The organism is Escherichia sp. WS1152 (assembly GCF_046487665.1).
In the GTDB taxonomy this organism is placed as follows: domain Bacteria; phylum Pseudomonadota; class Gammaproteobacteria; order Enterobacterales; family Enterobacteriaceae; genus Escherichia; species Escherichia coli.
Map to the genome: position 1 here is coordinate 80,299 of NZ_JBJQJA010000009.1, position 26,649 is coordinate 106,947.

25 protein-coding genes are annotated in these 26,649 nt (G+C 50.1%); 18 read left to right on the forward strand and 7 right to left on the reverse strand.

Features of this window, described 5'->3' with window-relative positions; genetic code table 11:
* Positions 1 to 170 precede the first annotated feature (170 nt).
* Positions 171 to 1,787, forward strand: a complete 1,617-nt coding sequence (locus ACJHW7_RS15595; RefSeq protein WP_000952127.1) for a PTS sugar transporter subunit IIB — start codon at positions 171 to 173, stop codon at positions 1,785 to 1,787.
* Positions 1,787 to 3,109 carry a 6-phospho-alpha-glucosidase gene (locus ACJHW7_RS15600; protein WP_021557343.1) on the forward strand — a complete coding sequence of 441 codons (1,323 nt, stop codon included), beginning with the start codon at positions 1,787 to 1,789 and terminating at the stop codon, positions 3,107 to 3,109. The genes ACJHW7_RS15595 and ACJHW7_RS15600 overlap by 1 nt, the downstream gene beginning before the upstream one ends.
* On the opposite strand, the gene ACJHW7_RS15605 is transcribed toward ACJHW7_RS15600, so the two are convergent.
* On the reverse strand, positions 3,106 to 3,999 hold the full coding sequence (locus ACJHW7_RS15605) for a helix-turn-helix transcriptional regulator (protein WP_001013540.1): 894 nt from the start codon (positions 3,997 to 3,999) through the stop codon (positions 3,106 to 3,108). The genes ACJHW7_RS15600 and ACJHW7_RS15605 overlap by 4 nt on opposite strands.
* A 166-nt stretch (positions 4,000 to 4,165) precedes the next feature.
* On the opposite strand from ACJHW7_RS15605, the gene ACJHW7_RS15610 reads away from it, so the two are divergent.
* Both ACJHW7_RS15610 and ACJHW7_RS15615 read left to right on the forward strand, forming a co-directional pair.
* Positions 4,166 to 5,881, forward strand: coding sequence for a solute:sodium symporter family transporter (locus ACJHW7_RS15610; RefSeq protein WP_040235089.1), 1,716 nt, complete (start codon positions 4,166 to 4,168; stop codon positions 5,879 to 5,881).
* A complete protein-coding gene (locus ACJHW7_RS15615) occupies positions 5,878 to 7,371 on the forward strand; it encodes a sulfatase-like hydrolase/transferase (RefSeq protein ID WP_021557342.1) in 1,494 nt (497 codons plus the stop codon). Before ACJHW7_RS15610 ends, ACJHW7_RS15615 begins: the two co-directional genes overlap by 4 nt.
* 46 nt (positions 7,372 to 7,417) lie before the next feature.
* On the opposite strand, the gene yidI is transcribed toward ACJHW7_RS15615, so the two are convergent.
* Entirely contained in the window at positions 7,418 to 7,867 is a 450-nt protein-coding gene (yidI, locus tag ACJHW7_RS15620) for a protein YidI (RefSeq protein WP_000511299.1), read from the reverse strand.
* A 108-nt stretch (positions 7,868 to 7,975) separates the two neighbouring features.
* Here yidI and ACJHW7_RS15625 point away from each other — a divergent pair, with 108 nt between their 5' ends.
* From ACJHW7_RS15625 to ACJHW7_RS15635, 3 genes are read left to right on the forward strand one after another with little or no spacing between them, the layout of a single operon-like run.
* Positions 7,976 to 8,323, forward strand: a complete 348-nt coding sequence (locus tag ACJHW7_RS15625; protein ID WP_410233565.1) for a YidH family protein — start codon at positions 7,976 to 7,978, stop codon at positions 8,321 to 8,323.
* Positions 8,313 to 8,675, forward strand: a complete 363-nt coding sequence (locus ACJHW7_RS15630) for a DUF202 domain-containing protein (RefSeq protein WP_001113432.1) — start codon at positions 8,313 to 8,315, stop codon at positions 8,673 to 8,675. Before ACJHW7_RS15625 ends, ACJHW7_RS15630 begins: the two co-directional genes overlap by 11 nt.
* Complete coding sequence (locus ACJHW7_RS15635; RefSeq protein WP_021557341.1) at positions 8,672 to 9,169, forward strand: radical SAM protein; 498 nt, start codon at positions 8,672 to 8,674, stop codon at positions 9,167 to 9,169. The genes ACJHW7_RS15630 and ACJHW7_RS15635 overlap by 4 nt, the downstream gene beginning before the upstream one ends.
* Before the next feature lie 7 nt (positions 9,170 to 9,176).
* Here the strand turns inward: ACJHW7_RS15635 and emrD are convergent, their stop codons facing one another.
* On the reverse strand, positions 9,177 to 10,361 hold the full coding sequence (emrD, locus tag ACJHW7_RS15640) for a multidrug efflux MFS transporter EmrD (RefSeq protein ID WP_001383664.1): 1,185 nt from the start codon (positions 10,359 to 10,361) through the stop codon (positions 9,177 to 9,179).
* Between the two features lie 279 nt (positions 10,362 to 10,640).
* A complete protein-coding gene (gene tisB, locus ACJHW7_RS15645; protein ID WP_000060506.1) occupies positions 10,641 to 10,730 on the reverse strand; it encodes a type I toxin-antitoxin system toxin TisB in 90 nt (29 codons plus the stop codon).
* A 564-nt stretch (positions 10,731 to 11,294) separates the two neighbouring features.
* On the opposite strand from tisB, the gene ivbL reads away from it, so the two are divergent.
* The 9 genes from ivbL to uhpT all read left to right on the forward strand — a co-directional run bounded on the left by ivbL (position 11,295) and on the right by uhpT (position 21,868).
* Complete coding sequence (gene ivbL, locus ACJHW7_RS15650; RefSeq protein WP_001312198.1) at positions 11,295 to 11,393, forward strand: ilvB operon leader peptide IvbL; 99 nt, start codon at positions 11,295 to 11,297, stop codon at positions 11,391 to 11,393.
* A gap of 105 nt (positions 11,394 to 11,498) precedes the next feature.
* Positions 11,499 to 13,187, forward strand: a complete 1,689-nt coding sequence (ilvB, locus tag ACJHW7_RS15655) for an acetolactate synthase large subunit (RefSeq protein ID WP_021557340.1) — start codon at positions 11,499 to 11,501, stop codon at positions 13,185 to 13,187.
* A 3-nt stretch (positions 13,188 to 13,190) separates the two neighbouring features.
* The gene (gene ilvN / locus ACJHW7_RS15660) at positions 13,191 to 13,481 is read left to right on the forward strand and encodes an acetolactate synthase small subunit (protein WP_001181706.1); all 291 of its coding nucleotides are present in this window, start codon (positions 13,191 to 13,193) and stop codon (positions 13,479 to 13,481) included.
* A gap of 262 nt (positions 13,482 to 13,743) precedes the next feature.
* A complete protein-coding gene (locus ACJHW7_RS15665) occupies positions 13,744 to 15,045 on the forward strand; it encodes a hypothetical protein (RefSeq protein WP_000168044.1) in 1,302 nt (433 codons plus the stop codon).
* A gap of 607 nt (positions 15,046 to 15,652) precedes the next feature.
* Positions 15,653 to 16,756 (forward strand): hypothetical protein, encoded by a 1,104-nt coding sequence (locus ACJHW7_RS15670; protein ID WP_001308148.1) that lies wholly within the window; start codon positions 15,653 to 15,655, stop codon positions 16,754 to 16,756.
* Between the two features lie 161 nt (positions 16,757 to 16,917).
* Positions 16,918 to 17,508 carry a transcriptional regulator UhpA gene (gene uhpA, locus ACJHW7_RS15675; protein ID WP_000633668.1) on the forward strand — a complete coding sequence of 197 codons (591 nt, stop codon included), beginning with the start codon at positions 16,918 to 16,920 and terminating at the stop codon, positions 17,506 to 17,508.
* Entirely contained in the window at positions 17,508 to 19,010 is a 1,503-nt protein-coding gene (gene uhpB, locus ACJHW7_RS15680; protein WP_001308147.1) for a signal transduction histidine-protein kinase/phosphatase UhpB, read from the forward strand. The genes uhpA and uhpB overlap by 1 nt, the downstream gene beginning before the upstream one ends.
* Positions 19,011 to 19,019: 9 nt before the next feature.
* Positions 19,020 to 20,339 (forward strand): MFS transporter family glucose-6-phosphate receptor UhpC, encoded by a 1,320-nt coding sequence (gene uhpC / locus ACJHW7_RS15685; RefSeq protein WP_001358267.1) that lies wholly within the window; start codon positions 19,020 to 19,022, stop codon positions 20,337 to 20,339.
* Positions 20,340 to 20,476: 137 nt separating this feature from the next.
* Positions 20,477 to 21,868, forward strand: a complete 1,392-nt coding sequence (gene uhpT, locus ACJHW7_RS15690) for a hexose-6-phosphate:phosphate antiporter (protein ID WP_000879194.1) — start codon at positions 20,477 to 20,479, stop codon at positions 21,866 to 21,868.
* Between the two features lie 47 nt (positions 21,869 to 21,915).
* On the opposite strand, the gene adeD is transcribed toward uhpT, so the two are convergent.
* Positions 21,916 to 23,682, reverse strand: coding sequence for an adenine deaminase (gene adeD / locus ACJHW7_RS15695; protein WP_001065715.1), 1,767 nt, complete (start codon positions 23,680 to 23,682; stop codon positions 21,916 to 21,918).
* A gap of 173 nt (positions 23,683 to 23,855) precedes the next feature.
* On the opposite strand from adeD, the gene adeQ reads away from it, so the two are divergent.
* Both adeQ and ACJHW7_RS15705 read left to right on the forward strand, forming a co-directional pair.
* The gene (gene adeQ, locus ACJHW7_RS15700) at positions 23,856 to 25,190 is read left to right on the forward strand and encodes an adenine permease AdeQ (protein ID WP_001362489.1); all 1,335 of its coding nucleotides are present in this window, start codon (positions 23,856 to 23,858) and stop codon (positions 25,188 to 25,190) included.
* Between the two features lie 52 nt (positions 25,191 to 25,242).
* Positions 25,243 to 25,695, forward strand: coding sequence for a DUF1198 domain-containing protein (locus ACJHW7_RS15705; RefSeq protein WP_001295241.1), 453 nt, complete (start codon positions 25,243 to 25,245; stop codon positions 25,693 to 25,695).
* Between the two features lie 115 nt (positions 25,696 to 25,810).
* Here ACJHW7_RS15705 and ACJHW7_RS15710 read toward each other — a convergent pair whose 3' ends face one another.
* Together ACJHW7_RS15710 and ACJHW7_RS15715 are read right to left on the reverse strand one after the other, a co-directional pair.
* Entirely contained in the window at positions 25,811 to 26,134 is a 324-nt protein-coding gene (locus ACJHW7_RS15710) for a helix-turn-helix domain-containing protein (RefSeq protein ID WP_000125642.1), read from the reverse strand.
* Positions 26,118 to 26,471, reverse strand: coding sequence for a type II toxin-antitoxin system RelE/ParE family toxin (locus ACJHW7_RS15715; protein WP_001521686.1), 354 nt, complete (start codon positions 26,469 to 26,471; stop codon positions 26,118 to 26,120). Before ACJHW7_RS15715 ends, ACJHW7_RS15710 begins: the two co-directional genes overlap by 17 nt.
* Positions 26,472 to 26,649: the final 178 nt, after the last annotated feature.

Here is a 26,649-nt window from a genome sequence, read left to right on the forward strand (position 1 = left end):
CTTTTTCGCGAAAACGTAGATCTCTACCGCCCAACGAAAAGCATGAAAGCGATCACGAATCCCATTGGGTCGTCATGTTCTGCCGATCGCATCTTCCTATCCTCGCTCCAGGCCTGCCGCATAACCAATCAGGCTTCCTACTTACAGAATTGAGAAAAGAGGATGTGGAAATGCTCAGTCAAATTCAACGCTTTGGCGGCGCGATGTTCACGCCAGTGCTGCTGTTTCCCTTCGCCGGGATTGTGGTGGGTCTTGCCATCTTGCTGCAAAACCCGATGTTTGTCGGGGAATCACTGACCGATCCGAACAGTTTATTCGCGCAAATCGTACACATTATTGAAGAGGGCGGATGGACGGTATTCCGTAATATGCCGCTGATTTTTGCTGTCGGTTTACCCATTGGCCTTGCTAAGCAAGCGCAGGGGCGTGCTTGTCTGGCGGTGATGGTGAGTTTCCTGACCTGGAACTATTTCATCAACGCGATGGGAATGACCTGGGGAAGCTACTTCGGCGTCGATTTCACTCAGGACGCGGTGGCAGGTAGCGGTCTGACAATGATGGCCGGGATTAAAACCCTCGATACCAGCATTATCGGCGCAATTATCATTTCCGGCATTGTGACGGCGCTGCATAACCGTCTGTTCGATAAAAAACTGCCGGTGTTTCTCGGCATTTTCCAGGGGACGTCTTATGTGGTGATTATCGCCTTCCTGGTGATGATCCCCTGTGCCTGGCTGACATTGCTCGGCTGGCCAAAAGTACAAATGGGGATTGAATCTCTGCAAGCGTTCCTGCGTTCGGCGGGTGCGCTTGGGGTGTGGGTTTACACCTTCCTCGAACGTATTCTGATCCCAACCGGTTTACACCACTTCATCTACGGACCGTTTATCTTTGGTCCGGCAGCTGTTGAAGGCGGCATTCAGATGTACTGGGCGCAGCATCTGCAAGAGTTCAGTTTGAGCGCCGAGCCGCTGAAATCGTTGTTCCCGGAAGGCGGTTTTGCCCTGCACGGTAACTCAAAAATCTTTGGTGCCGTGGGCATTTCTTTAGCGATGTACTTCACTGCCGCACCGGAAAATCGGGTAAAAGTGGCGGGCTTGCTGATTCCCGCAACCTTAACCGCCATGCTGGTGGGAATTACCGAACCGCTGGAATTTACCTTCCTGTTCATTTCACCGTTGCTGTTTGCGGTACACGCTGTGCTTGCGGCCTCAATGTCGACCGTGATGTATCTCTTTGGTGTGGTGGGCAACATGGGCGGAGGTCTGATTGACCAGGTTTTACCGCAAAACTGGATCCCGATGTTCAGCAACCACGCGGATATGATGTTGACCCAAATCGCCATTGGGTTGTGCTTTACCCTGCTGTACTTCGTGGTTTTCCGCACCCTGATTCTGCAATTCAACATGTGCACGCCGGGACGTGAAGATGCGGAAGTGAAACTCTACTCAAAAGCCGAATACAAAGCCTCGCGAGGCCAAACCACCGCGGCAGAGCCAAAAAAAGAGCTGGATCAGGCTGCCGGTATCCTGCAAGCCCTGGGCGGGGTCGGCAATATCTCCAGCATCAACAATTGCGCGACGCGTCTACGTATTGCACTGCATGACATGTCACAAACGCTGGATGACGAAGTCTTTAAAAAGCTGGGAGCGCACGGCGTCTTCCGTAGTGGCGATGCCATTCAGGTGATCATTGGTCTGCATGTATCCCAGCTGCGTGAACAGCTCGATAGCTTAATTAATTCTCATCAATCAGCAGAAAATGTTGCCATTACGGAGGCAGTATAATGACCAAATTCTCAGTGGTTGTCGCAGGCGGTGGAAGCACCTTTACGCCTGGCATCGTGTTGATGCTCCTGGCGAATCAGGACCGTTTCCCGCTTCGTGCACTGAAATTTTATGATAACGATGGTGCGCGGCAGGAAGTGATTGCCGAAGCCTGTAAAGTCATCCTTAAAGAGAAAGCGCCGGACATTGCGTTTAGTTACACCACCGATCCTGAAGTGGCATTCAGCGACGTTGATTTTGTCATGGCGCACATCCGCGTCGGCAAGTACCCGATGCGCGAACTGGATGAAAAAATCCCACTGCGCCACGGTGTTGTTGGTCAGGAAACTTGCGGACCCGGCGGAATAGCGTACGGCATGCGTTCCATTGGCGGCGTCCTGGAACTGGTGGATTATATGGAAAAATATTCACCAAATGCCTGGATGCTCAACTACTCCAACCCGGCAGCAATTGTTGCAGAAGCCACGCGTCGTCTGCGCCCGAATGCGAAAATCCTCAACATCTGTGACATGCCAATCGGTATTGAAAGCCGGATGGCGCAAATTGTTGGGCTGCAAGATCGCAAACAGATGCGCGTGCGCTATTACGGCCTGAACCACTTTGGCTGGTGGACATCAATTGAAGATTTGCAGGGCAACGACCTGATGCCCCAGCTGCGGCAATATGTCTCTAAGCACGGTTATGTTCCACCGCAGCAAGATACGCATACTGAAGCGAGCTGGAACGACACCTATGCAAAAGCGCGGGATGTCCAGGCACTGGACCCGGATACATTGCCGAACACCTATCTGAAATATTATCTCTTCCCGGATTATGTTGTTCAGCATTCCAACCCTGAACATACTCGCGCGAATGAGGTGATGGAACATCGCGAGAAACAGGTTTTCGATGCTTGCCGCGCCATTACGGCGGCAGGAAATTCAGCGGCGGGCAAGCTGGAGATTGACGAACATGCGTCATACATCGTCGATCTGGCGGCGGCAATTGCCTTCAACACTCAGGAGCGGATGTTGCTGATTGTGCCTAACAACGGGGCAATTCATAACTTTGATGATGAAGCGATGGTCGAGATCCCGTGTCTGGTCGGGCACAACGGACCAGAACCACTGGTGGTCGGCGATATCCCGCAGTTTCAGAAAGGGTTTATGAGTCAGCAAGTGGCGGTGGAAAAACTGGTCGTGGACGCCTGGGAACAGCGTTCATATCAGCACCTGTGGCAGGCGATTACGTTGTCGAAAACGGTACCGAGCGCCTCGGTCGCCAAAGCTATTCTGGATGAGTTGCTGGAGGCCAACAAAGCGTACTGGCCAGAGTTACGTTAATTGTGTGGACTGGCATCCGTTGGGTGCTGGTCCGTATTCTTTAGCACGGCTGAAGGCGCATAACCAAATTTATGTTTAAAGGCTTTGCTGAAATGAAAGGAGTCGAAGAAGTTGAGCGTATCAGCGACTTCGCCAACCGAGTTTCCTTGTTGCTTTAATAGCGATAGCGCCAGATCCAGACGCGCATCGAGGTAATATTCTTTCGGCGTCTTGCCGGTATAGCGTAAAAACAGACGACGCAACCAGGCTTCGCTACAGGGGATCGTGGCAGCCATATCGGCTACGCTCCAGCGTTGTTGCAGACTGGCATGTAAAGTGGCAATTAATTTTTCAATTTGCCGCCGTTGTGGATCTTTTTTACCGTCTGCGTACATAAGACAAATCCACTGATAAATAATTTTCGTCAGAAAAGCGACTGCCAGATTATTTTTTATTGCTTCTGGTGAAGTTATTAACTCAGCAACTTCGGTGAGTTCCTGATTATAAATTTCGCCATTATAAATAACGCTTTGCTGACCAACGGGAATATCCATCATACTGGTGGGGGTAAATTCCATCCAGTACTGTTCCCAGACTAAACCTTCACAGTGATAAGAGTGAATATCCATTGGCTTTAAAAATATAATACAGTTGCCATGCAGAGTTATTTGTTCGCCATTCTTTAAAAGAATTTTCCCACATCCTTGTACGGTATACACCGCAACCCATGAGTTGGCGATAAGCGGTTTCTTCTTGTCCCGCGGCCAGATCACCCGGTAATGCTCGTCGGCGTAGGTATGCCAGAGCGAGATCAGAGAAATTCCGCTGGAGATCACATTTTCGTTAATCAATAAGGGAATATTGTACGGAGTTTCGTTTTTTACATCTGAACTTTGCAATTTTCCATTCATTTTAATATCCCTCCGGCGAATTATGCTCACAACCTGAACTTAACAGAAAACAATCCGTTCAGGGATACGACGTTTGTATTTTAAGAATCTGACTGCCTGACCCGACGCATTTTACCTCTCCCTATATTCATGCGTCCGGGACATAAACATAAATAAGGGCTATGAGATGAATTCGTTACAAATCTTGAGTTTTGTCGGTTTTACGCTGCTGGTGGCGATCATCACCTGGTGGAAGGTTCGCAAAACAGATACCGGATCGCAACAAGGCTATTTTCTTGCCGGACGTTCACTAAAAGCGCCGGTTATTGCCGCTTCGTTAATGTTAACCAACCTTTCCACGGAACAACTGGTTGGTCTTTCCGGGCAGGCCTACAAAAGCGGCATGTCGGTGATGGGCTGGGAAGTGACTTCAGCGGTGACGCTGATCTTCCTCGCGCTAATCTTTTTACCGCGCTATCTGAAGCGCGGCATTGCCACCATCCCCGATTTTCTGGAGGAACGTTATGATAAAACGACGCGTATTATCATCGACTTCTGCTTCCTCATTGCCACCGGCGTCTGCTTTCTGCCGATTGTTCTCTACTCCGGCGCGTTGGCGCTCAACAGCCTGTTTCACGTCGGGGAATCGCTACAGATTTCTCACGGTGCGGCTATCTGGCTACTGGTAATTTTGCTTGGTCTGGCGGGAATTTTGTATGCGGTGATCGGCGGACTGCGCGCAATGGCAGTGGCGGACTCCATCAACGGTATTGGGCTGGTTATCGGCGGGTTGATGGTGCCGGTATTTGGCCTGATCGCGATGGGCAAGGGCAGCTTTATGCAGGGCATTGAGCAAATTACCACCGTTCACGCCGAGAAATTAAACTCAGTCGGTGGCCCGACCGATCCCTTGCCGATTGGCGCGGCATTTACCGGTTTAATTCTGGTGAACACCTTTTACTGGTGTACAAATCAGGGCATCGTGCAACGCACGCTGGCGTCAAAAAGCCTGGCGGAAGGGCAAAAGGGGGCGCTGTTAACGGCGGTGCTGAAAATGCTCGACCCGCTGGTACTGGTGCTGCCAGGGTTGATTGCGTTTCATCTGTATCAGGATCTACCGAAAGCCGACATGGCCTACCCGACGCTGGTCAATAACGTTCTGCCAGTGCCACTGGTGGGTTTCTTCGGCGCGGTGTTATTTGGTGCGGTGATCAGTACCTTCAACGGCTTTCTGAATAGCGCCAGTACGTTATTCAGTATGGGTATTTACCGTCGCATCATTAACCAGAATGCCGAGCCGCAGCAGCTGGTCACCGTCGGGCGCAAATTTGGTTTCTTTATCGCTATCGTTTCGGTGCTGGTCGCGCCGTGGATCGCCAACGCGCCGCAGGGGCTGTATAGCTGGATGAAACAGCTCAACGGCATTTACAACGTGCCGCTGGTTACCATCATCATTATGGGCTTTTTCTTCCCGCGCATCCCGGCGCTGGCGGCAAAAGTGGCGATGGGGATTGGCATAATCAGATACATCACCATCAACTATCTGGTGAAGTTCGACTTCCATTTCCTCTATGTGCTGGCCTGTACGTTCTGCATCAACGTGGTCGTGATGCTGGTGATCGGTTTTATCAAACCGCGCGCCACGCCGTTCACCTTCAAAGATGCGTTTGCGGTGGACATGAAACCGTGGAAAAACGTCAAGATCGCGTCAATTGGCATCCTGTTCGCGATGATTGGCGTCTATGCCGGGCTGGCTGAATTCGGCGGCTACGGTACGCGCTGGTTAGCGATGATCAGTTATTTCATTGCCGCCGTAGTGATTGTCTACCTGATTTTTGATAGCTGGCGGCATCGTCACGACCCAGCCGTAACCTTTACTCCCGATGCAAAGGATAGCCTATGAAACGCCCCAATTTTCTGTTCATCATGACCGATACCCAGGCCACCAATATGGTCGGTTGCTATAGCGGTAAGCCGCTGAATACGCAACATATTGATAGTCTGGCGGCGGAAGGTATTCGCTTTAATTCCGCCTACACCTGTTCACCGGTTTGTACACCGGCGCGCGCCGGGCTGTTTACCGGTATCTACGCTAACCAGTCCGGGCCGTGGACCAACAACGTCGCGCCGGGTAAAAACATCTCCACTATGGGGCGCTACTTTAAGGATGCCGGCTATCACACCTGTTACATCGGCAAATGGCATCTCGACGGTCATGACTATTTCGGCACTGGCGAGTGTCCGCCGGAGTGGGACGCTGATTACTGGTTCGATGGGGCGAACTATCTTAGCGAACTGACGGAAAAAGAGATTAGCCTGTGGCGCAATGGCCTAAACAGCGTCGAAGATTTACAGGCGAACCATATTGACGAAACCTTCACCTGGGCGCACCGCATCAGCAATCGAGCGGTGGATTTTCTGCAACAGCCCGCGCGCGCCGAGGAACCCTTCCTGATGGTGGTTTCGTATGATGAGCCGCATCACCCGTTCACCTGTCCGGTGGAGTATTTAGAGAAATACGCTGATTTTTACTACGAGCTGGGCGAGAAAGCACAGGATGACCTGGCGAACAAACCAGAACATCACCGCTTATGGGCGCAGGCGATGCCATCGCCAGTCGGTGATGACGGGCTTTATCACCATCCGCTCTATTTTGCCTGTAATGACTTTGTTGATGACCAAATAGGACGGGTCATCAATGCCTTAACGCCAGGGCAACGTGAAAATACGTGGGTTATTTATACATCCGATCACGGCGAAATGATGGGCGCACATAAGCTGATCAGTAAAGGAGCTGCGATGTATGACGACATCACCCGTATTCCGCTGATCATCCGTTCGCCGCAAGGGGAGCGGCGACAGGTCAATACGCCAGTCAGTCATATCGATTTACTGCCGACAATGATGGCGCTGGCAGATATTGAAAAACCAGAGATTCTGCCGGGGGAAAATATCCTTGCCGTGAAAGAGCCACGCGGCGTGATGGTGGAATTTAACCGCTACGAGATTGAGCATGACAGCTTTGGCGGTTTTATTCCGGTGCGTTGCTGGGTGACGGATGACTTTAAACTGGTGCTCAACCTCTTCACCAGTGATGAACTTTACGATCGCCATAATGATCCAAATGAAATGCATAACCTGATCGATGATGCCCATTTTGCCGACGTTCGCAGCAAAATGCATGATGCCTTATTGGATTATATGGACAAAATTCGCGATCCGTTCCGCAGTTACCAATGGAGCCTGCGTCCGTGGCGTAAAGATGCACAGCCGCGCTGGATGGGGGCATTTCGTCCACGCCCACAAGATGGTTATTCGCCAGTGGTACGCGACTATGACACCGGCCTGCCGACACAAGGGGTGAAGGTGGAAGAGAAAAAACAGAAGTTCTGACGATAATGCCCGCTGATGAACACCCGGCGGGCATTATTCAGGCTGCTTAAACCAGTGAACCGCCAGTCAGGAAGGAAAAGATAAGGAATATCAGCAAAATGCTGCACACGATGCCGATACCAAAAAGCAAGGTATGGAAAGCCAGCGTCCCGCCGCCAAAAACCAGCGCGCCGCGAATGCCCCAGCGATTTTCCTTACGCATACCGCCAATAAATGCGCAAAGTAGCGCAGCAATGGCCAGTGCGATACCGCTTTGATCGAGGATTTTATCGACATCCACGTCCTCTTTTCTCTCCACGGTGGTAATTTTTTCGCCTTTTATTCCGGCGAGAAGACCTCTTTTAATTTCAGCCGTTTTGTCCGCCACGATGCTTTCAAGCGTTGGCGGTGGTGCGGAAAAAGGGCCGAATGAAAAGTGGATAATCCCCATCATTAAAGCGATGGCACCGAATAGCATGCCCAATGAACTGATTTTATTTTGCGCTATGATACCCATCTGACCTCCTTGTAGCGGATGGCAAAAGCATATCAGGAAACGGGCGGACGAAATTCTTAAAAAAAACCGCTAAAGGTAGAGCGTTAGTGAAATTGCAAAGGAGCAACAATGAAAATTTCCCGCCTCGGAGAAGCGCTTGATTACCGCTTCTCGCTGGCTAATGAGCGTACTTTTCTGGCGTGGATCCGTACTGCACTAGGATTTCTGGCGGCGGGGGTTGGGCTTGATCAACTTGCGCCAGATTTCGCCACGCCCGTCATTCGCGAACTGCTGGCGTTGTTGTTGTGTCTGTTTTCCGGCGGGTTAGCGATGTATGGCTACTTGCGCTGGTTACGCAATGAAAAAGCGATGCGTCTGAAAGAGGACCTGCCCTACACCAACAGCTTATTAATCATCAGCTTAATATTGATGGTCGTAGCAGTGATCGTTATGGGACTGGTGTTGTATGCCGGATAGCCGCAAAGCCAGACGCATTGCCGACCCAGGGCTGCAGCCGGAGCGTACATCACTGGCGTGGTTTCGTACCATGCTGGGCTACGGCGCGTTGATGGCGTTGGCTATCAAACACAACTGGCACCAGGCGGGCATGTTATTCTGGATTTCGATTGGCATCCTCGCCATCGTGGCGCTGATCCTCTGGCACTACACCCGTAATCGCAATTTAATGGATGTCACGAATAGCGATTTTTCCCAATTTCACGTAGTCCGTGACAAATTTTTGATCTCCCTCGCGGTGTTATCTCTCGCAATACTGTTTGCTGTAACGCATATACATCAACTTATCGTATTTATTGAGAGAGTCGCATGACAGGAAGTCAGGTCATTGATGCTGAAGAGGACAGGCATAAACTGGTTGTAGAGTATAAGGATACTCTGCAACCTGCCGATTTTTATCACAATTTCAAACAGCGGGGCATCCGCTCCGTACAGCTTATTCCCCATCTTGAATTTGATGACCGGGGCGATATGACGGCCGCTTCGGTGACAGCAGAGCTGTGGGGGAAATTTTTAATTGCCCTGTTTGAGTGTTGGGTGCGGGCAGATATCAGTCGTATTTCGATTGAGCTTTTTGATGCCACTTTACAAAAATGGTGTGGCAGCGAAAACCCGCACCCGCGCCGTGACTGCCAGGCGTGCGACTGGCATCGGCTGTGTCCGCACGCTCGGGAGGAGACGCCAGACAGCATGCTATGTGCGGGCTATCAGGCGTTTTATTCTTACTCCGCACCGCATATGCGGGTGATGCGTGATCTGATAAAGCAGCATCGTTCTCCCATGGAGCTGATGACGATGCTGCGGTGATGTGCGCTTAAACGGGCTGCCCCTGATGCGACATCCGCGTCGCCAGCGGTAGCCAGCACAGCACGATCAACAATCCCATTAAGGTCATCAACAACCCCAGGCTGCCCTGACCGGTTTGCGGCAACATCGCTGATAGCGACGCCAGCACGCCGGAACCAATGTTTTGCAGACCACCGACCAGCGCGCCAGCCGTGCCCGCCAGGAAGGGGAACGGCTCCATCGCGCCGCTGGTCGCCAGCGGAAACAGCATCCCGGCACCGAAAAAGAACAGCGCGGCGGGAACAAGCAGCGTCCAGACATTCATCACGCCAAACCAGTCGGGGATCCACATCAGCAAGCCAGCCAGCAGGCAGCAGATAACCGACTGCCACATCAACGTTGAGAAGCGTTTATTGGGACGTCCGGCAAACCATGCCCCAAAAAATGCCGCCGGAATCGGCAGAATAAACAAAATACTGACCGTCATACTGCTCAGCCCTAACACCGCGCCCATCAGCACGCCGGAGCAGGCTTCAAAGGCGGCAATCCCGGCCAGACCGCCAATCAGCATCAGCAAATAACAGTTAAAACCGCCGTTACCGAAAAGCGTTTTATAACTGGTAAGCAGGCGCGTGCGCGGTGCATCGACCGGACGCGTTTCCGGCATCCAGCGGGCCATACTGAAGGTCACGCCAGCACAAAGAACCAACAAAAAGAGATAACAGGCGCGCCAGTTCCACATCGTATCCAGCAGACCGCCGATTAGCGGTGCGAGCAACGGACTAACAAGAATCCCCATGTTTAACAGGCTGTTAGCATGGCGCAACTGTGTCCGTTCATATAAATCACGCGGCAAAGTACGCGCCATTACGCCGCCAACGCCGGTGCCCATCCCCTGCATCGCGCTGGCGGCAATCAATACCGTCAAACTGGAGGTCGTGACCGCGACCAGCGTTGCCAGCATAAAAATGGACATTCCGACGAGGATCACTGGTCGGCGACCCACGCGGTCGGATATCGGGCCATAAAACAGCTGCGAGACACCGTAAGTCAGCAGATAAGCGCCCATTACGCTCTGCACCGCCCCTTCACGGACGTTGAGATCGCGCGCCATATCGGCAATAGCTGGAATATAAATGGTTTGCGCCATCTGACCGACGGCCACGAGTAATACCAACATCAATAACAAATTGACGTTTCTATGCCTTTTCATTATCACGGATGCTTTTATAAAAATAATTAGAATAAGTCACTACGCATTCCCATAAATGCGGGAGAGGAATCTATCACATTGATGAATGTTAGCCAGATATGTGCCGGGAATGGCGAAAAGCAAAACGGCAGAATATGTAAACAAAAGCGGCAATAAATGTTGCCGGGAGGGATGGTAGGTCGGAGAAGATGCGTCAGCATCGCATCCGACACCAACTCACACGCTAAATATAAAAGGGGAGCGGTTACCCGCTCCCCTTTGGTGCGACTTGAATCTGAATTACTTCAGGTATTTCAGAACAGCATCAAGCAGTTGCAGTGCTGCAACAATGAGTTTGAGGATAAGAATGGCGATATCCACCAGGCTCATACGCGTCTCCTGTGGTTCAGGAGCACTGCCAGCTGACGTACCTTTCCGCTGCCTGTTGCCAGCTGTTGTGCACGCGGTATCTCAAGGAGAAACGTTGTGCTTGTTGACATAACACAGTGTGCTCACGCGGGGTTAAGGCGCTGACGGCACCACCCGTTTCAGCCAGGACTTAGTGCGCCGGGTAACGATGCGGCCCCCGCATAACACATTGCGTACAGTGATATTATAGAAGTTTACTGTATAAATAAACAGTAATATTTAGACAAAACGCAAACTGTGATCGATACTCAACTATGTACTAAATACGTCAAAATTCGTGCCGAAATTGCGCGTTCTGCGCGGAACAGGTATACTTTCAGTGTTGACATAATACAGTGTGCTTTGCGGTTACCAGCCGCAGGCAGCTGACGAAACCTCGCTCCGGCGGGGTTTTTTGTTACCTGCAATTCAGTATAAAACGTGATCAACCCCTCAATTTTCCCTTGCTGAAAAATTTTCCATTGTCTCCCCTGTAAAGCTGTGCTTGTATAAATATTGTTAAACACAAAACCAACAAGGTCCCCAATGACTACTTCCATGTTCAACGCAAAACTACTACCAACTGCGCCATCCGCCGCAGTGGTCGTCGTGCGTGTGGTGGTGGTCGTCGGCAATGCGCCGTAGGGACTGGAACAACACACGATTCCAAAACCCCGCCGGCGCAAACCGGGCGGGGTTTTTCGTTTAAGCACCTCCCGGGAAGTCGGCCCAGAAGAAAAGGACTGGAGCATGGCAAGTTCGGGCACAACATCGACGCGTAAGCGCTTTACCGGCGCAGAATTTATCGTTCATTTCCTGGAACAGCAGGGCATTAAGATTGTGACGGGCATTCCGGGCGGTTCTATCCTGCCTGTTTACGATGCTTTAAGCCAAAGCACGCAAATCCGCCATATTCTGGCTCGCCATGAACAGGGCGCGGGGTTTATCGCTCAGGGAATGGCGCGCACCGACGGTAAACCGGCGGTCTGTATGGCCTGTAGCGGACCGGGTGCGACTAACCTGGTGACCGCCATTGCCGATGCGCGGCTGGATTCCATCCCGCTGATTTGCATCACCGGTCAGGTTCCCGCCTCGATGATCGGCACCGACGCCTTCCAGGAAGTGGACACCTACGGCATCTCTATCCCCATCACCAAACACAACTATCTGGTCAGACATATCGAAGAACTCCCGCAGGTCATGAGCGATGCCTTCCGCATTGCGCAATCAGGCCGCCCTGGCCCGGTGTGGATAGACATTCCTAAGGATGTGCAAACGGCAGTTTTTGAGATTGAAGCACAGCCCGCGGTGGCAGAAAAAGCCGCCGCACCTGCCTTTAGCGAAGAAAGCATTCGTGACGCAGCTACAATGATTAACGCCGCCAAACGCCCGGTGCTTTATCTGGGCGGCGGTGTGATCAATGCGCCTGCGCGGGTGCGTGAACTGGCGGAGAAAGCGCAACTGCCAACTACCATGACCTTAATGGCGCTGGGTATGCTGCCAAAAGCGCATCCGCTGTCGCTGGGTATGCTGGGGATGCACGGCGTGCGCAGCACCAACTATATTTTGCAGGAGGCGGATTTGTTGATTGTGCTCGGTGCGCGTTTTGATGACCGGGCGATTGGCAAAACCGAGCAGTTCTGCCCGAATGCCAAAATTATTCATGTCGATATCGACCGCGCAGAGCTGGGTAAAATCAAGCAACCGCATGTGGCGATTCAGGCGGATGTTGATGACGTGCTGGCGCAGTTGATCCCGCTGGTGGAAGCGCAACCGCGTGCAGAGTGGCACCAGTTGGTGGCGGATTTGCAGCGCGAATTTCCGTGTCCAATCCCGAAAGCGTGCGATCCATTAAGCCATTACGGCCTGATCAACGCCGTTGCCGCCTGTGTCGATGACAATGCGATTATCACCACCGACGTTGGTCAGCATCAGATGTGGACCGCGCAAGCCTATCCGCTCAATCGCCCACGCCAGTGGCTGACCTCTGGCGGGCTGGGCACGATGGGCTTTGGCCTGCCTGCGGCGATTGGCGCGGCGTTGGCGAACCCGGATCGCAAAGTGTTGTGTTTCTCCGGCGACGGCAGCCTGATGATGAATATTCAGGAGATGGCGACCGCCAGTGAAAACCAGCTGGATGTCAAAATCATTCTGATGAACAACGAAGCGCTGGGGCTGGTGCATCAGCAACAGAGTCTGTTCTACAAGCAGGGCGTTTTTGCCGCTACCTATCCGGGAAAAATCAACTTTATGCAGATTGCCGCCGGATTCGGTCTCGAAACCTGTGATTTGAATAACGAAGCCGATCCGCAGGCTGCATTGCAAGAAATCATCAATCGCCCTGGTCCGGCGCTGATCCATGTGCGTATTGATGCCGAAGAAAAAGTGTACCCGATGGTGCCGCCAGGTGCGGCGAATACTGAAATGGTGGGGGAATAAGCCATGCAAAACACAACTCATGACAACGTGATTCTGGAACTCACCGTTCGCAACCATCCGGGCGTAATGACCCACGTTTGTGGCCTTTTTGCCCGTCGCGCTTTTAACGTTGAGGGCATTCTTTGCTTGCCGATTCAGGACAGCGACAAAAGCCACATTTGGCTACTGGTCAATGACGACCAGCGTCTGGAGCAGATGATAAGCCAGATAGACAAGCTGGAAGATGTGGTGAAAGTGCAGCGTAATCAGTCCGATCCGACGATGTTTAACAAGATTGCGGTGTTTTTTCAGTAAGGAGCGACATTAAACCGCTCGGGGGGGTACTGATGAGCGATTTTTGATAGATCCGTTCAGATATATAGGGTGAAATTGTGCCAGAGACCATCTCAGGCACAATTTATTAGCCCTGAATGTTAATTTAAGTCGCTGCACCAGTAATTTGGGGGTTCACAGTTAGGGCTAAAATTTCCAGCGATGGTGTTAAATTCTGATTGCTGTCTATACCAATGGTCATGACCAGCATTCTATTAATTAATGGTTCATCGTGAGGTATATTATGGCAAGCCCTATAAACAGCGGAATAATGATGTCAAATCTCTGCTCTTCCACCTTTTTGGATAAAAATATAAATGTCGCTGCTGAGCTTGATATTACAAATAGCGAGAAAAAATATTCGCCCGGCAGTAATTTTGCAAAATGGATGTTGCAGGAAATAAAGCGCTTAATAGCAAATATTATGTCCGGTTCTCGCAGTGTTAACACCGAAATCCTTAACTATTTCCACCCTATGCCAGGCACTGAAAATAATGGCAATCGTACCTGGATGGCGGCAACTGGAGAGAACGAATATACCGTAATCGAACAAACAGGTGGCAAATCCTTTAAAGTTATACAGTTTGATGCAGGTGAAAAAAATACAAAAAAAATAGTAAAAGAAACATCATATTCTGGAGTGGCTGTGGCGACTATTATCAAATCGCTGTCTGAAAAAACTGCTGCGTTAGAAACACATTCTGCTGACACGGTTTTGAGGAAAAAATTAGTTAATAGTATTGTTATGAAGAATACGGATTTTAAACACGTAATTACTGCAGATATTGAGAATAATATATATGATTTATTAAAGTTGAGAGTTCAGCAGGACGAGGGGAATTTACCTGTTCAGAAAGATCCTGAATTTCCTGATGATTGCTTCGATTCTATGCGGGCAGATGCTCATAGATGTGTAAAAGATCAAGAACAAAAAAAATCTGGCACAAAAATAAATAGCGGCACCAAAATTACTTGTTGCGGTGTTGAGTTAAGTAAAGATATTCTTAAAATATTAGCAGATAAAACTAAAAAATATGAGACCGCTGTTGAACATACCCTTGGACTCGTGGTTGCAGACGTATGCTTTAAAGAAGATGAGTGTTCTCAGGTAAGAGAGTTATTAAAAAAACCAAACGGTAACGTTACGGATGATAAGATTGATGAAATAGTCGCTTGCTTAGCCAGTCCTCAAGGGATTACATGTTTTTATTATTCTAGTATACAATTCTATCAAAGATATTTAAAAGAAAAATCTTCTGATGTTCAAGAGTTGCTGAAAAATAGTTCCGAAAGTTTTAGTTCACCCAGTGGTTTGGACAACCAGGGAAATATTTTTGTGGGTCATGCTAAATATGTTAATGAAATGGATTTTACTATAAATAGTTTTAGCCAAAAGATGTATGTAGCGATGGTGAAAAACGTTGATAATGAAGTTAAGCTTCAGTGCGCTCGTTATATTACTACCGGTAGTGTCGACGAACAAAACTCCATCAGCGATAAAATCGCTTTTACATTTTACGGTGCCGCAACAACTGCTGATTTATGATTTTTGCCTGATAAATCGCGTTTATCATTAAGTTGATCGCGTATTCTTAACCGTTTGTGTGTAAACAGTCTTTTTAAAAAAATGAGCGATTTTTGATAGTGAATAAGTAGTGTTAGTGATGCAATTGCATTGGGGAAATCGATAAAAATTAACTGCACTATAGTCTTATTATTGAAATAAATGAAATATAGCGGTTAGTATTGAGATATTTATCATGCTAACCATTGATGCTTCTAACAATGTCAAAATATGCAAAGTGTCATATTGCGAGGTTACTATGGTTAGTGTGACGAGTTATACATATCCAACGGAAACAGAGAATGATAATAGCCAGTTTCAGAGTCAGAGTCTAAGGGAGAGTATCGACAAAAGTCTCGAGGATAATCTTCATAAATTTAATATGATAGAACAAAGCGGCCTGCTCGATAATTATAGGGCAAGGTTTAAAGATGACACTTTTCGTGACATTTTTCGAAGTTTTTTATTATATCTTTTAGATTCATTTCATATCTATCGGCATGATATTAGTGATAAATTGGTTCCTTATTTTCATGTTACGCCTGAATCGGAGAATGCGAGTTATAAGACATGGATTGCCGTTACAGGCATGAATAGCTATATAAAAATTGAGCAGACCGGAAGTAATAAATTTAAAGTCACTGATATGTATCGTGAGTTTAATGACGAAACAAAGTGTTTTGATAAAAAGTGTAGGGATATGGATTTTAGTGGTCGAAACGTAAAAGAGTTTATAAGGTTATTATCAGATCACGATCAATTTGAAAAAGATCAAATCTCAGAATTAACAGTTGCTGCAAATGCTCTTAAGCTGGAAGTTGCTAAAAATAACTATAACATGAAATACTCTTTTGATAGGCAAACCGAACGCCGAATGATAGAGCTTATAAGGGAACAAAAAGATTTAATTCCAGAAAAGTATTTACATCAATCATCTATAAAAAACCTTAAGCTTCATGAGGATGAATTTAGCTCACTCCTTGCAGATACAGAAAGACAAGTTCTGGAGGGAAGTTCATTTGTTTTATGTTGTGGTGAAAAAATAAACGGCACTATAAGTGAATTACTTCGCAAAAAAATTACAGATTCAACACATTCCATCAAATCTCTCACTCTCTCTGAATCTCCTTCTTATGAAGTTTATGAGGAAATATTCAAGAAAGCTGTTTTCACACCTGATGAATGTCATCTGGTGAGAGATTCTTTAGTGCAGGATGGTATAAAGCCAGAAAAAATAGCAAAAATTATTTCTTGTTTATCCAGTCGTACCGGGATTGGAAATTTGTTTTATGCCTGTTCACAAGCATTTCATGTTGCTAATGATAACGCTGCACTTGATGTGCGTCGCGCCGCTACATCTGTTGGCGATACAATAGATGTTTGTCCGAGTTTGGTTGCTTTGAATGGTAGAAGTTACCATCAGCATGTCGATTTCTCAGAATACGGATTCACACAAACCCTTTGCATGTTAGGAGCAGTCGTAAATAACGCGAATGACACCTTTGATGTTGCTAATTATATCTATACCACTAAGGGCGAAAATATTATCGATAACGACGCTGAAGATGATTCTCCCTATGTACATTCCGATGAAAGTTATAGACACAAAGATGATTATTGGGCAAGGGATAATGATGTCCGCAATCTAAGGAGAAATTTCTCAGGCAATATTACGATTGCAACCTACAAATAATTCGCTTTTTCTCAATAACACGCACCAAACGCTTACCTTTCAGGTAAGCGTTTTGACGATAAGCCCAACATCATTCAGCCAATACATACCCCATATCCAACTTGAACAACATCGCGCTTATCGTTAAGGTATGCGCGTTTTTTATCCGCCAGGACCCAATCATGATCACCGTTGCCCTTATAGACGATCACCTTATCGTCCGCTCCGGCTTTGCGCAGTTGCTGGGGCTGGAGCCTGATTTGCAAGTAGTTGCCGAGTTTGGTTCGGGGCGCGAGGCGCTGGCGGGGCTGCCGGGGCGGGGTGTGCAGGTGTGTATTTGCGATATCTCCATGCCCGATATCTCCGGTCTGGAACTGCTAAGCCAGCTGCCGAAAGGTATGGCGACAATTATGCTCTCCGTTCATGACAGTCCGGCGCTGGTTGAGCAGGCGCTTAACGCGGGGGCGCGCGGCTTTCTCTCCAAACGCTGTAGCCCTGACGAACTGATTGCGGCGGTGCATACGGTTGCCACGGGCGGCTGTTATCTGACGCCGGATATTGCCATTAAACTGGCATCCGGTCGCCAGGACCCGCTGACCAAACGCGAACGCCAGGTGGCGGAAAAACTGGCGCAAGGAATGGCGGTGAAAGAGATTGCCGCCGAACTGGGCTTGTCACCGAAAACGGTACACGTCCATCGCGCCAATCTGATGGAAAAACTGGGCGTCAGTAACGACGTTGAACTGGCGCGCCGCATGTTTGATGGCTGGTGATGAAGACGTTGTTCTCCCGCTTAATTACCGTTATTGCCTGCTTTTTTATCTTCTCTGCCGCATGGTTTTGCCTGTGGAGTATCAGCCTGCACCTGGTTGAGCGCCCTGATATGGCGGTGCTGTTATTTCCGTTTGGTCTGCGTCTGGGGCTAATGCTGCAATGCCCGCGCGGATACTGGCCCGTATTGCTGGGCGCGGAATGGCTGCTGATTTACTGGCTAACGCAGGCGGTCGGGTTAACCCATTTTTCCTTATTGATGATCGGTAGTTTACTGACGTTACTGCCCGTAGCGCTGATCTCGCGCTATCGCCATCAGCGTGACTGGCGCACCTTGCTGTTACAGGGGGCGGCGTTAACGGCGGCGGCGTTGTTGCAGTCGCTGCCCTGGCTTTGGCACGGCAAAGAGTCGTGGAATGCGCTACTACTGACTTTAACTGGCGGCCTGACGCTGGCCCCGATATGTCTGGTGTTCTGGCACTATCTCGCCAATAACACCTGGCTGCCGCTCGGCCCGTCGTTAGTTTCTCAACCGATCAACTGGCGCGGGCGGCATCTGGTCTGGTACTTGCTGCTGTTTGTTATTAGTCTCTGGCTCCAGTTGGGATTGCCGGACGAACTGTCGCGCTTTACGCCATTCTGCCTGGCGCTGCCGATTATTGCGCTGGCCTGGCACTATGGTTGGCAAGGAGCGCTGATTGCGACGTTGATGAACGCCATCGCGCTGATCGCCAGTCAAACCTGGCGCGATCATCCGGTGGATTTATTGCTCTCGTTGCTGGTGCAAAGTCTGACAGGGTTGTTACTGGGCGCTGGCATCCAGCGGTTGCGTGAACTTAACCAGTCGCTGCAAAAGGAACTGGCGCGCAATCAGCATCTGGCTGAACGGTTGCTGGAAACCGAAGAGAGCGTGCGCCGTGATGTGGCGCGTGAGCTGCACGACGATATCGGCCAGACCATCACTGCCATTCGTACTCAAGCGGGCATTGTTCAGCGGCTGGCGGCAGATAACGCCAGCGTGAAGCAGAGCGGGCAGCTCATCGAACAACTATCGCTGGGCGTTTACGACGCGGTGCGCCGTTTATTAGGACGGTTACGTCCGCGCCAGTTGGATGATCTCACCCTGGAGCAGGCCATCCGCTCACTGATGCGGGAAATGGAGCTGGAAGGGCGCGGCATTGTCAGCCATCTCGAATGGCGTATCGATGAGTCAGCGTTAAGTGAAAACCAGCGCGTGACGCTGTTTCGCGTCTGCCAGGAAGGGCTGAACAACATTGTGAAACATGCCGATGCCAGCGCGGTTACGCTGCAAGGCTGGCAGCAGGATGAACGGTTGATGCTGGTGATTGAAGACGATGGCAGCGGTTTGCCGCCGGGTTCCGGGCAACAAGGTTTTGGCCTCACCGGAATGCGCGAGCGCGTAACGGCGCTGGGCGGCACATTACACATTTCCTGTCTGCACGGCACGCGTGTCAGCGTTTCTCTACCTCAACGTTATGTCTAAGGTTCGATGATGTTGCCGTTTCTGAAAGCGCCTGCCGATGCGCCATTAATGACTGACAAACATGAAATTGATGCACGCTATCGCTACTGGCGTCGGCATATTCTGCTGACCATCTGGCTGGGTTACGCGCTGTTTTACTTCACGCGGAAAAGTTTTAACGCCGCCGTACCAGAAATCCTTGCTAACGGCGTGCTCAGCCGTAGCGATATCGGCCTGTTAGCGACCCTGTTTTACATTACTTACGGCGTGTCGAAGTTTGTCTCCGGCATTGTCAGCGATCGCTCAAATGCCCGTTATTTTATGGGGATAGGGCTTATCGCCACGGGCATTATCAACATTCTGTTTGGCTTCTCGACGTCGCTATGGGCGTTTGCCGTACTCTGGGTGCTGAACGCCTTTTTCCAGGGCTGGGGTTCACCGGTGTGTGCGCGTCTGTTAACCGCCTGGTATTCTCGTACCGAGCGCGGCGGTTGGTGGGCATTATGGAACACGGCGCATAACGTCGGCGGCGCACTCATTCCAATTGTGATGGCAGCGGCTGCACTACATTACGGCTGGCGTGCCGGGATGATGATTGCTGGTTGTATGGCGATCGTCGTGGGGATTTTTCTCTGCTGGCGGCTGCGCGATCGCCCGCAGGCGTTAGGTTTACCGGCGGTAGGTGAATGGCGGCACGACGCGCTGGAGATTGCTCAACAACAAGAAGGGGCAGGGCTGACGCGTAAAGAGATCCTCACCAAGTATGTGTTGCTGAATCCGTATATCTGGCTGCTTTCGTTTTGCTATGTGCTGGTCTATGTGGTCCGGGCGGCAATCAACGACTGGGGCAATTTGTATATGTCCGAGACGCTGGGCGTCGATCTGGTCACGGCGAATACGGCAGTGACGATGTTTGAACTGGGCGGATTTATCGGTGCGCTGGTAGCCGGTTGGGGCTCGGACAAATTGTTTAACGGCAACCGTGGGCCGATGAATTTGATTTTCGCCGCCGGAATTTTGCTTTCAGTCGGCTCGCTGTGGCTGATGCCATTTGCCAGCTACGTGATGCAGGCAACCTGCTTCTTCACTATTGGTTTTTTTGTCTTTGGCCCGCAGATGTTAATCGGCATGGCGGCGGCAGAGTGTTCCCACAAAGAGGCGGCAGGGGCGGCGACGGGGTTTGTCGGCTTGTTTGCTTATCTGGGGGCGTCGCTTGCTGGTTGGCCACTGGCGAAAGTACTCGATACCTGGCACTGGAGCGGATTTTTTGTGGTTATCTCTATCGCCGCCGGGATTTCCGCACTGCTGTTACTGCCCTTTTTGAACGCCCAGGCACCGCGCGAAGCGTGATGCATCTCACCTTTTCACTTCATATCCGGCAAAACTAAGAAATTTTCCAGGTTTTGCCTGGACGCTATCTCAGGCCTGATTTGCTGCTGATTTTTACAATGCATGCCTCACGCAGGTATTCATTTCAGGAGTAACCCATGCTGGCTTTCTTAAACCAGGTTCGCAAGCCGACCCTGGACCTTCCGCTCGAAGTGCGGCGCAAAATGTGGTTCAAACCGTTCATGCAATCCTACCTGGTGGTCTTTATCGGCTACCTGACGATGTACCTGATTCGCAAGAACTTTAACATCGCGCAGAACGATATGATTTCGACCTACGGGTTGAGCATGACGCAGCTGGGGATGATCGGCCTGGGTTTCTCCATCACTTATGGCGTGGGTAAAACGCTGGTTTCCTACTACGCCGACGGCAAAAACACCAAACAATTCCTGCCGTTCATGCTGATCCTGTCTGCCATTTGTATGCTGGGCTTCAGTGCCAGTATGGGCAGCGGCTCGGTTAGCCTGTTCCTGATGATTGCCTTCTACGCCTTAAGCGGCTTTTTCCAGAGCACCGGCGGTTCGTGCAGTTACTCCACCATCACCAAATGGACGCCGCGTCGTAAACGCGGGACGTTCCTCGGTTTCTGGAACATTTCTCACAACCTTGGCGGTGCAGGCGCAGCAGGTGTGGCGCTGTTCGGCGCAAATTACCTGTTCGATGGCCATGTCATCGGCATGTTTATCTTCCCGTCGATTATCGCGCTGATTGTCGGTTTTATCGGCCTGCGTTACGGCAGCGACTCCCCGGAATCTTATGGCCTCGGCAAAGCTGAAGAACTGTTCGGCGAGGAGATCAGCGAAGAGGACAAAGAGACTGAATCTACCGATATGACCAAGTGGCAGATCTTTGTTGAGTATGTGCTGAAAAACAAAGTGATCTGGCTGCTGTGCTTCGCCAACATTTTCCTCTATGTGGTACGTATTGGTATCGACCAGTGGTCAACCGTATACGCGTTCCAGGAACTGAAACTCTCTAAAGCGGTGGCGATTCAGGGCTTTACGCTGTTTGAAGCTGGTGCGCTGGTCGGTACGCTGCTGTGGGGCTGGCTCTCTGACCTGGCGAACGGTCGCCGTGGCCTGGTGGCCTGCATCGCGCTGGCGCTGATTATCGCCACGCTCGGTGTGTATCAACATGCCAGCAACGAATATATCTATCTGGCTTCTCTCTTTGCGTTGGGTTTCCTGGTCTTTGGCCCGCAATTGTTGATTGGTGTGGCTGCTGTTGGCTTTGTACCTAAAAAAGCGATTGGCGCTGCCGATGGTATTAAAGGCACCTTTGCTTACCTGATTGGTGACAGCTTTGCCAAGTTAGGTCTGGGAATGATTGCCGATGGGACGCCGGTATTCGGCCTTACCGGCTGGGCAGGCACCTTCGCCGCACTTGATATCGCCGCGATTGGTTGTATCTGCCTGATGGCGATAGTGGCGGTGATGGAAGAACGCAAAATCCGCCGCGAGAAAAAAATTCAGCAGTTGACAGTGGCATAAACGTAACTGGTGACTTTTGCCCGGCATGACGCCGGGCTTTTTTTTTATTATTCCGTGACTTCCAGCGTGGTGAAGGCAAACTTCTCGCCATCAAATAGCCCCTGACTGGTTAGTTTTAGCGCGGGGATCACTGGCAGAGAAAGAAACGCCATCTGAATAAACGGCTCATCGGGTAACGGACCGCATTCACGGGCGGCGGCTTTCAAGGCGTCAATTTGTTCCGCCAGCGACTGCGCCGTGTCGGTGCTCATCAGCCCGGCAATGGGCAACGGTAGATGACTTTGTACCTGGCCGTTACGTACCACGCACAACCCGCCGCCATCCTGAATCACCTGATTGACCGCCAGCGCCATCTCTTCGGCACTGCGACCGATCACCACAATATTATGGCTGTCATGACTGACCGTCGCAGCCAGCGCACCTTCATTCAGGCCAAAGCCGCCGAGCAAACCACAGGCCGGAGCCAGACGTTGCCCGTAACGCTCAAGTACGGCAATAAAGCACACATCATCGCGATCAAAACCATTTTCGCTGTAGACGCTGGAGCGGGAGTGCGTAATCAATTCGTTATGGATGACGTCAATGACCCGATAGCGTTTTCCGGGCGTGAATTGCAGGGCAAAGTCGCTGGCGGAAACTGGCTGGCGGGCAATGGTATTGCCATACGGCGGAGCGGATTGTGCCAGTCTCGCCGACTCTTCCGCCTGTAAGGTTTGCGCGTCAATCGGTTCGCCTTTCACCAGTACCTGCTGCACCGTGACCTTACGCGCATCGCTCAACAGGACGATATCGGCCTGCTTTCCGGGTGCCAGTAAGCCGAGGTGATTCAGACCAAAGTGGCGCGCCGTCGACCAGCTGGCGACGCGATATGCCACATGCAGCGGCACATTGTGTTGTTCGATCAGGCGGCGAATTAAGGCATCGATATGCCCTTCATGAGCGATTTCCCACGGGTTACGGTCATCGGTACAGAGCATGCATTGCGGGCTGTTAAATTCGTTGATCAACGGTGCCAGTGCGTTGAGATTGCGGGCAGCGGACCCTTCGCGGATCATCAACGACATGCCGAGTTGTAATTTCCGCCGTCCTTCTTCCAGCTGATAACTTTCGTGGCAGTTTTCAATACCCGCAGCAATATAGGCGTTAAGTTCTTTACCACCCAAACCCGGGCAGTGACCGTCCAGCGTCAGGTGGCGAAATGCATCCAGTTTATCGAGCAGCGCATTCTGCCCGCTAATTACGCCAGGGTAGTCCATCATTTCTGCAAGGCCGGTAACCTGCGGATGGTCCCGCCAGGCGAGCATCTGTTCAAGGGTAAAACTGGCACCGTTAACATCGCAGCCTTCCAGAGCGGGCACGCAAGAGCTGACCTGTAAGTACTGGTTTTGCCTTGCCTGTTCGGCACAGCGGGCAAACCAGGCGAATCCGGCTTCGCCCATCACGTTGACGATTTCATGAGGGTCGCAAATAACGGTCGTCAGGCCGCGCGGCAGAGTAGCGGTTTCAAAGGTGACCGGCGTCATCATGCTGGATTCAATATGCAGGTGAGCATCAATAAACCCTGGCACCGCCGTTGCGCCGCGGGCATCAATCCGCTGCAAAGCCGGAGCATCAGTGTATTCTGCGCCAACACCGGCAATGTAACGTCCTTTAATCACAATTGGGCCGGAAATTTCTCCGCCATTGATCAGGTCGAGAATAGAGACATTATCAATAATATAATCGGCAACAGCGTCGCCACGGGAAACGGCTAACAATTCCTGGTATTCAGCCCGGCTAATGTGATGAAATTTATGGTTAATAGAATTATTCATATTTTTCTCATTTTGATTTTATCAATTTGATTATTATTTATCATAAAGAAACGTCGCGAGATTATTAAAGAATATCCATTAATGTGCAATTGAAATGTGATAATTATCACTGAACCGTTGTTGTCATTTGTTTTACAAAAGCAAGGGATTAAATCTCCTCCAATGGACAAAAAATGAATAATGACAATACCGATTACGTGAGTAATGAATCAGGGACGCTTTCGCGATTATTTAAACTACCTCAGCATGGGACCACCGTCCGCACAGAATTGATTGCGGGGATGACCACTTTTTTAACCATGGTGTACATCGTTTTTGTGAACCCGCAAATCCTCGGCGCGGCACAAATGGACCCGAAAGTGGTGTTTGTTACCACCTGTTTGATTGCCGGTATCGGCAGTATTGCGATGGGGATATTTGCTAACTTACCCGTGGCGCTGGCTCCGGCAATGGGGCTGAACGCCTTCTTTGCCTTCGTGGTCGTGGGGGCTATGGGGATCTCCTGGCAAACCGGGATGGGCGCGATATTCTGGGGTGCAATTGGGCTATTTTTGCTCACGCTGTTTCGTATCCGGTACTGGATGATCTCCAACATTCCATTAAGTTTACGTATTGGTATCACCAGTGGAATTGGATTATTTATCGCCTTAATGGGATTAAAAAATACTGGCGTTATTGTCGCCAATAAAGACACCCTGGTGATGATTGGCGATTTAAGTTCTCACGGTGTGTTGTTAGGTATTTTAGGGTTTTTTATTATAACCGTGTTGTCATCACGTCATTTTCATGCCGCGGTGCTGGTTTCTATTGTGGTGACGTCTTGCTGTGGATTATTTTTCGGTGATGTTCATTTTAGCGGCGTCTATTCCATTCCGCCTGATATTAGCGGCGTCATTGGTGAAGTAGATTTGAGCGGCGCGTTAACACTTGAACTCGCCGGTATCATTTTCTCCTTTATGCTGATCAACCTATTTGATTCATCAGGAACATTAATTGGTGTAACTGATAAAGCTGGCTTAATAGATAGTAACGGTAAATTCCCCAATATGAATAAGGCGCTGTATGTTGATAGCGTCAGTTCGGTGGCGGGTGCGTTTATCGGCACCTCGTCTGTTACTGCCTATATTGAAAGTACTTCTGGTGTGGCAGTCGGTGGCCGCACGGGGCTGACTGCGGTTGTGGTCGGCGTTATGTTCCTGTTAGTTATGTTCTTCTCACCGCTGGTGGCGATGGTTCCTCCTTACGCAACCGCCGGAGCGTTAATCTTTGTTGGCGTGCTGATGACTTCGAGCCTGGCGCGCGTTAACTGGGATGATTTTACCGAATCAGTGCCCGCATTTATTACCACGGTGATGATGCCCTTTACTTTCTCGATCACCGAAGGGATTGCACTCGGCTTTATGTCGTACTGCATCATGAAAGTATGCACCGGGCGCTGGCGCGATCTGAACCTGTGTGTGGTGGTGGTCGCAGCTCTGTTTGCACTGAAGATTATTCTGGTGGATTAGTAACTGGCGAGGGTTTCCAGATATCATGAGTTCTGATTACGCAGGAGAACTCATGATCTGGATAATGCTCGCCACGCTGGCGGTAGTGTTTGTGGTTGGTTTTCGGGTGCTGACATCCGGGGCCAGAAAAGCGATTCGCCGTCTCAGCGATCGGCTGAATATCGATGTCGTACCCGTGGAGTCGATGGTCGATCAAATGGGAAAGTCAGCCGGTGACGAATTTTTACGTTATTTGCATCGTCCGGATGAGTCGCACCTGCAAAACGCCGCGCAGGTGTTGCTCATCTGGCAAATTGTCATTGTCGATGGTAGCGAACAGAACCTGCTGCAATGGCATCGGATTTTACAAAAAGCCCGCCTTGCCGCGCCGATTACCGATGCTCAGGTCAGGCTGGCGCTGGGTTTTCTGCGCGAAACTGAACCTGAAATGCAGGATATTAATGCTTTTCAGATGCGCTATAACGCATTCTTTCAGCCTGCCGAGGGCGTTCACTGGCTGCATTAAAACCGCTTCGTCTTATCAGCCTACAGACCGTGCCTGACCTGTCGAGTGGATAAGGCGTTCACGCCGCGTCCGGTATCGGAACTGACAGTAGGTGAACGCATTATCTACGTTCTATTTACAGCAGCACATCCAGCCCGTGTTTTTGCACAATGCTGAGCAGTTTTAATGAAATGCCATTGGGGCGTTTAGCGCCACTTTCCCATTTTTGTACAGTTGAAACGCTGGTATTGAGATAGTGAGCGAAGACGGGCTGACTCACTTTTAATTTTTCCCGCAGTGCTTTTATCTCAACAGGTTGTAGGTCTTGCACGCTGGTCAGGCAGGCTTTGTCAAAAGTACGCATCGTTTCGGCAGAAATAGCATCGACGCTGGACAATCCAGCCGCTGCGCTGTGAATAGCCTCAAATGCAGGACTTTTAAATTTAGTTTTTGCAGTCATAGCAGATCTCTGTCAGTTCTTTAGTGTTAATCATTGCTGTTAGCTGGGCTTTCGTCAGGAAGGCATAATGCTTTGCAAGTTCACGAAACCCAGCCAGTTCCTGACTATTGATGTTCGACATATCCTGTTTTGCATATAAAAACGTGTAAAACCAATTGCTTCCCCCTTTTGCCAGAATAATTGCACGCTCACGATTTTGGTGAAGGCGCTTTTTAAAAACGCCACCACCAAGTGCATCAGCTTTACCTTGCTCCGTTTCTAAAATGGCCCGGCACAACTCTTCGTCTGTTATTGCATGAGACCTGGCTTCCCTTGCAAACCATTTGGTTTTAAACACGCGCATATCGTTGAGGTCCTGTTATTAAAGTATATCACCAAGTGCAATACTTTATCCCTTATTCCCAACCCAATCGCGAAAATGCATATCAGCTTGCCCTATGATTTTTGTTTCTTCGAGCAGCCTCGAACTTTTCCCACAACACCGTAAAAGTTGCAAAAACGTTAAATGCGTCACA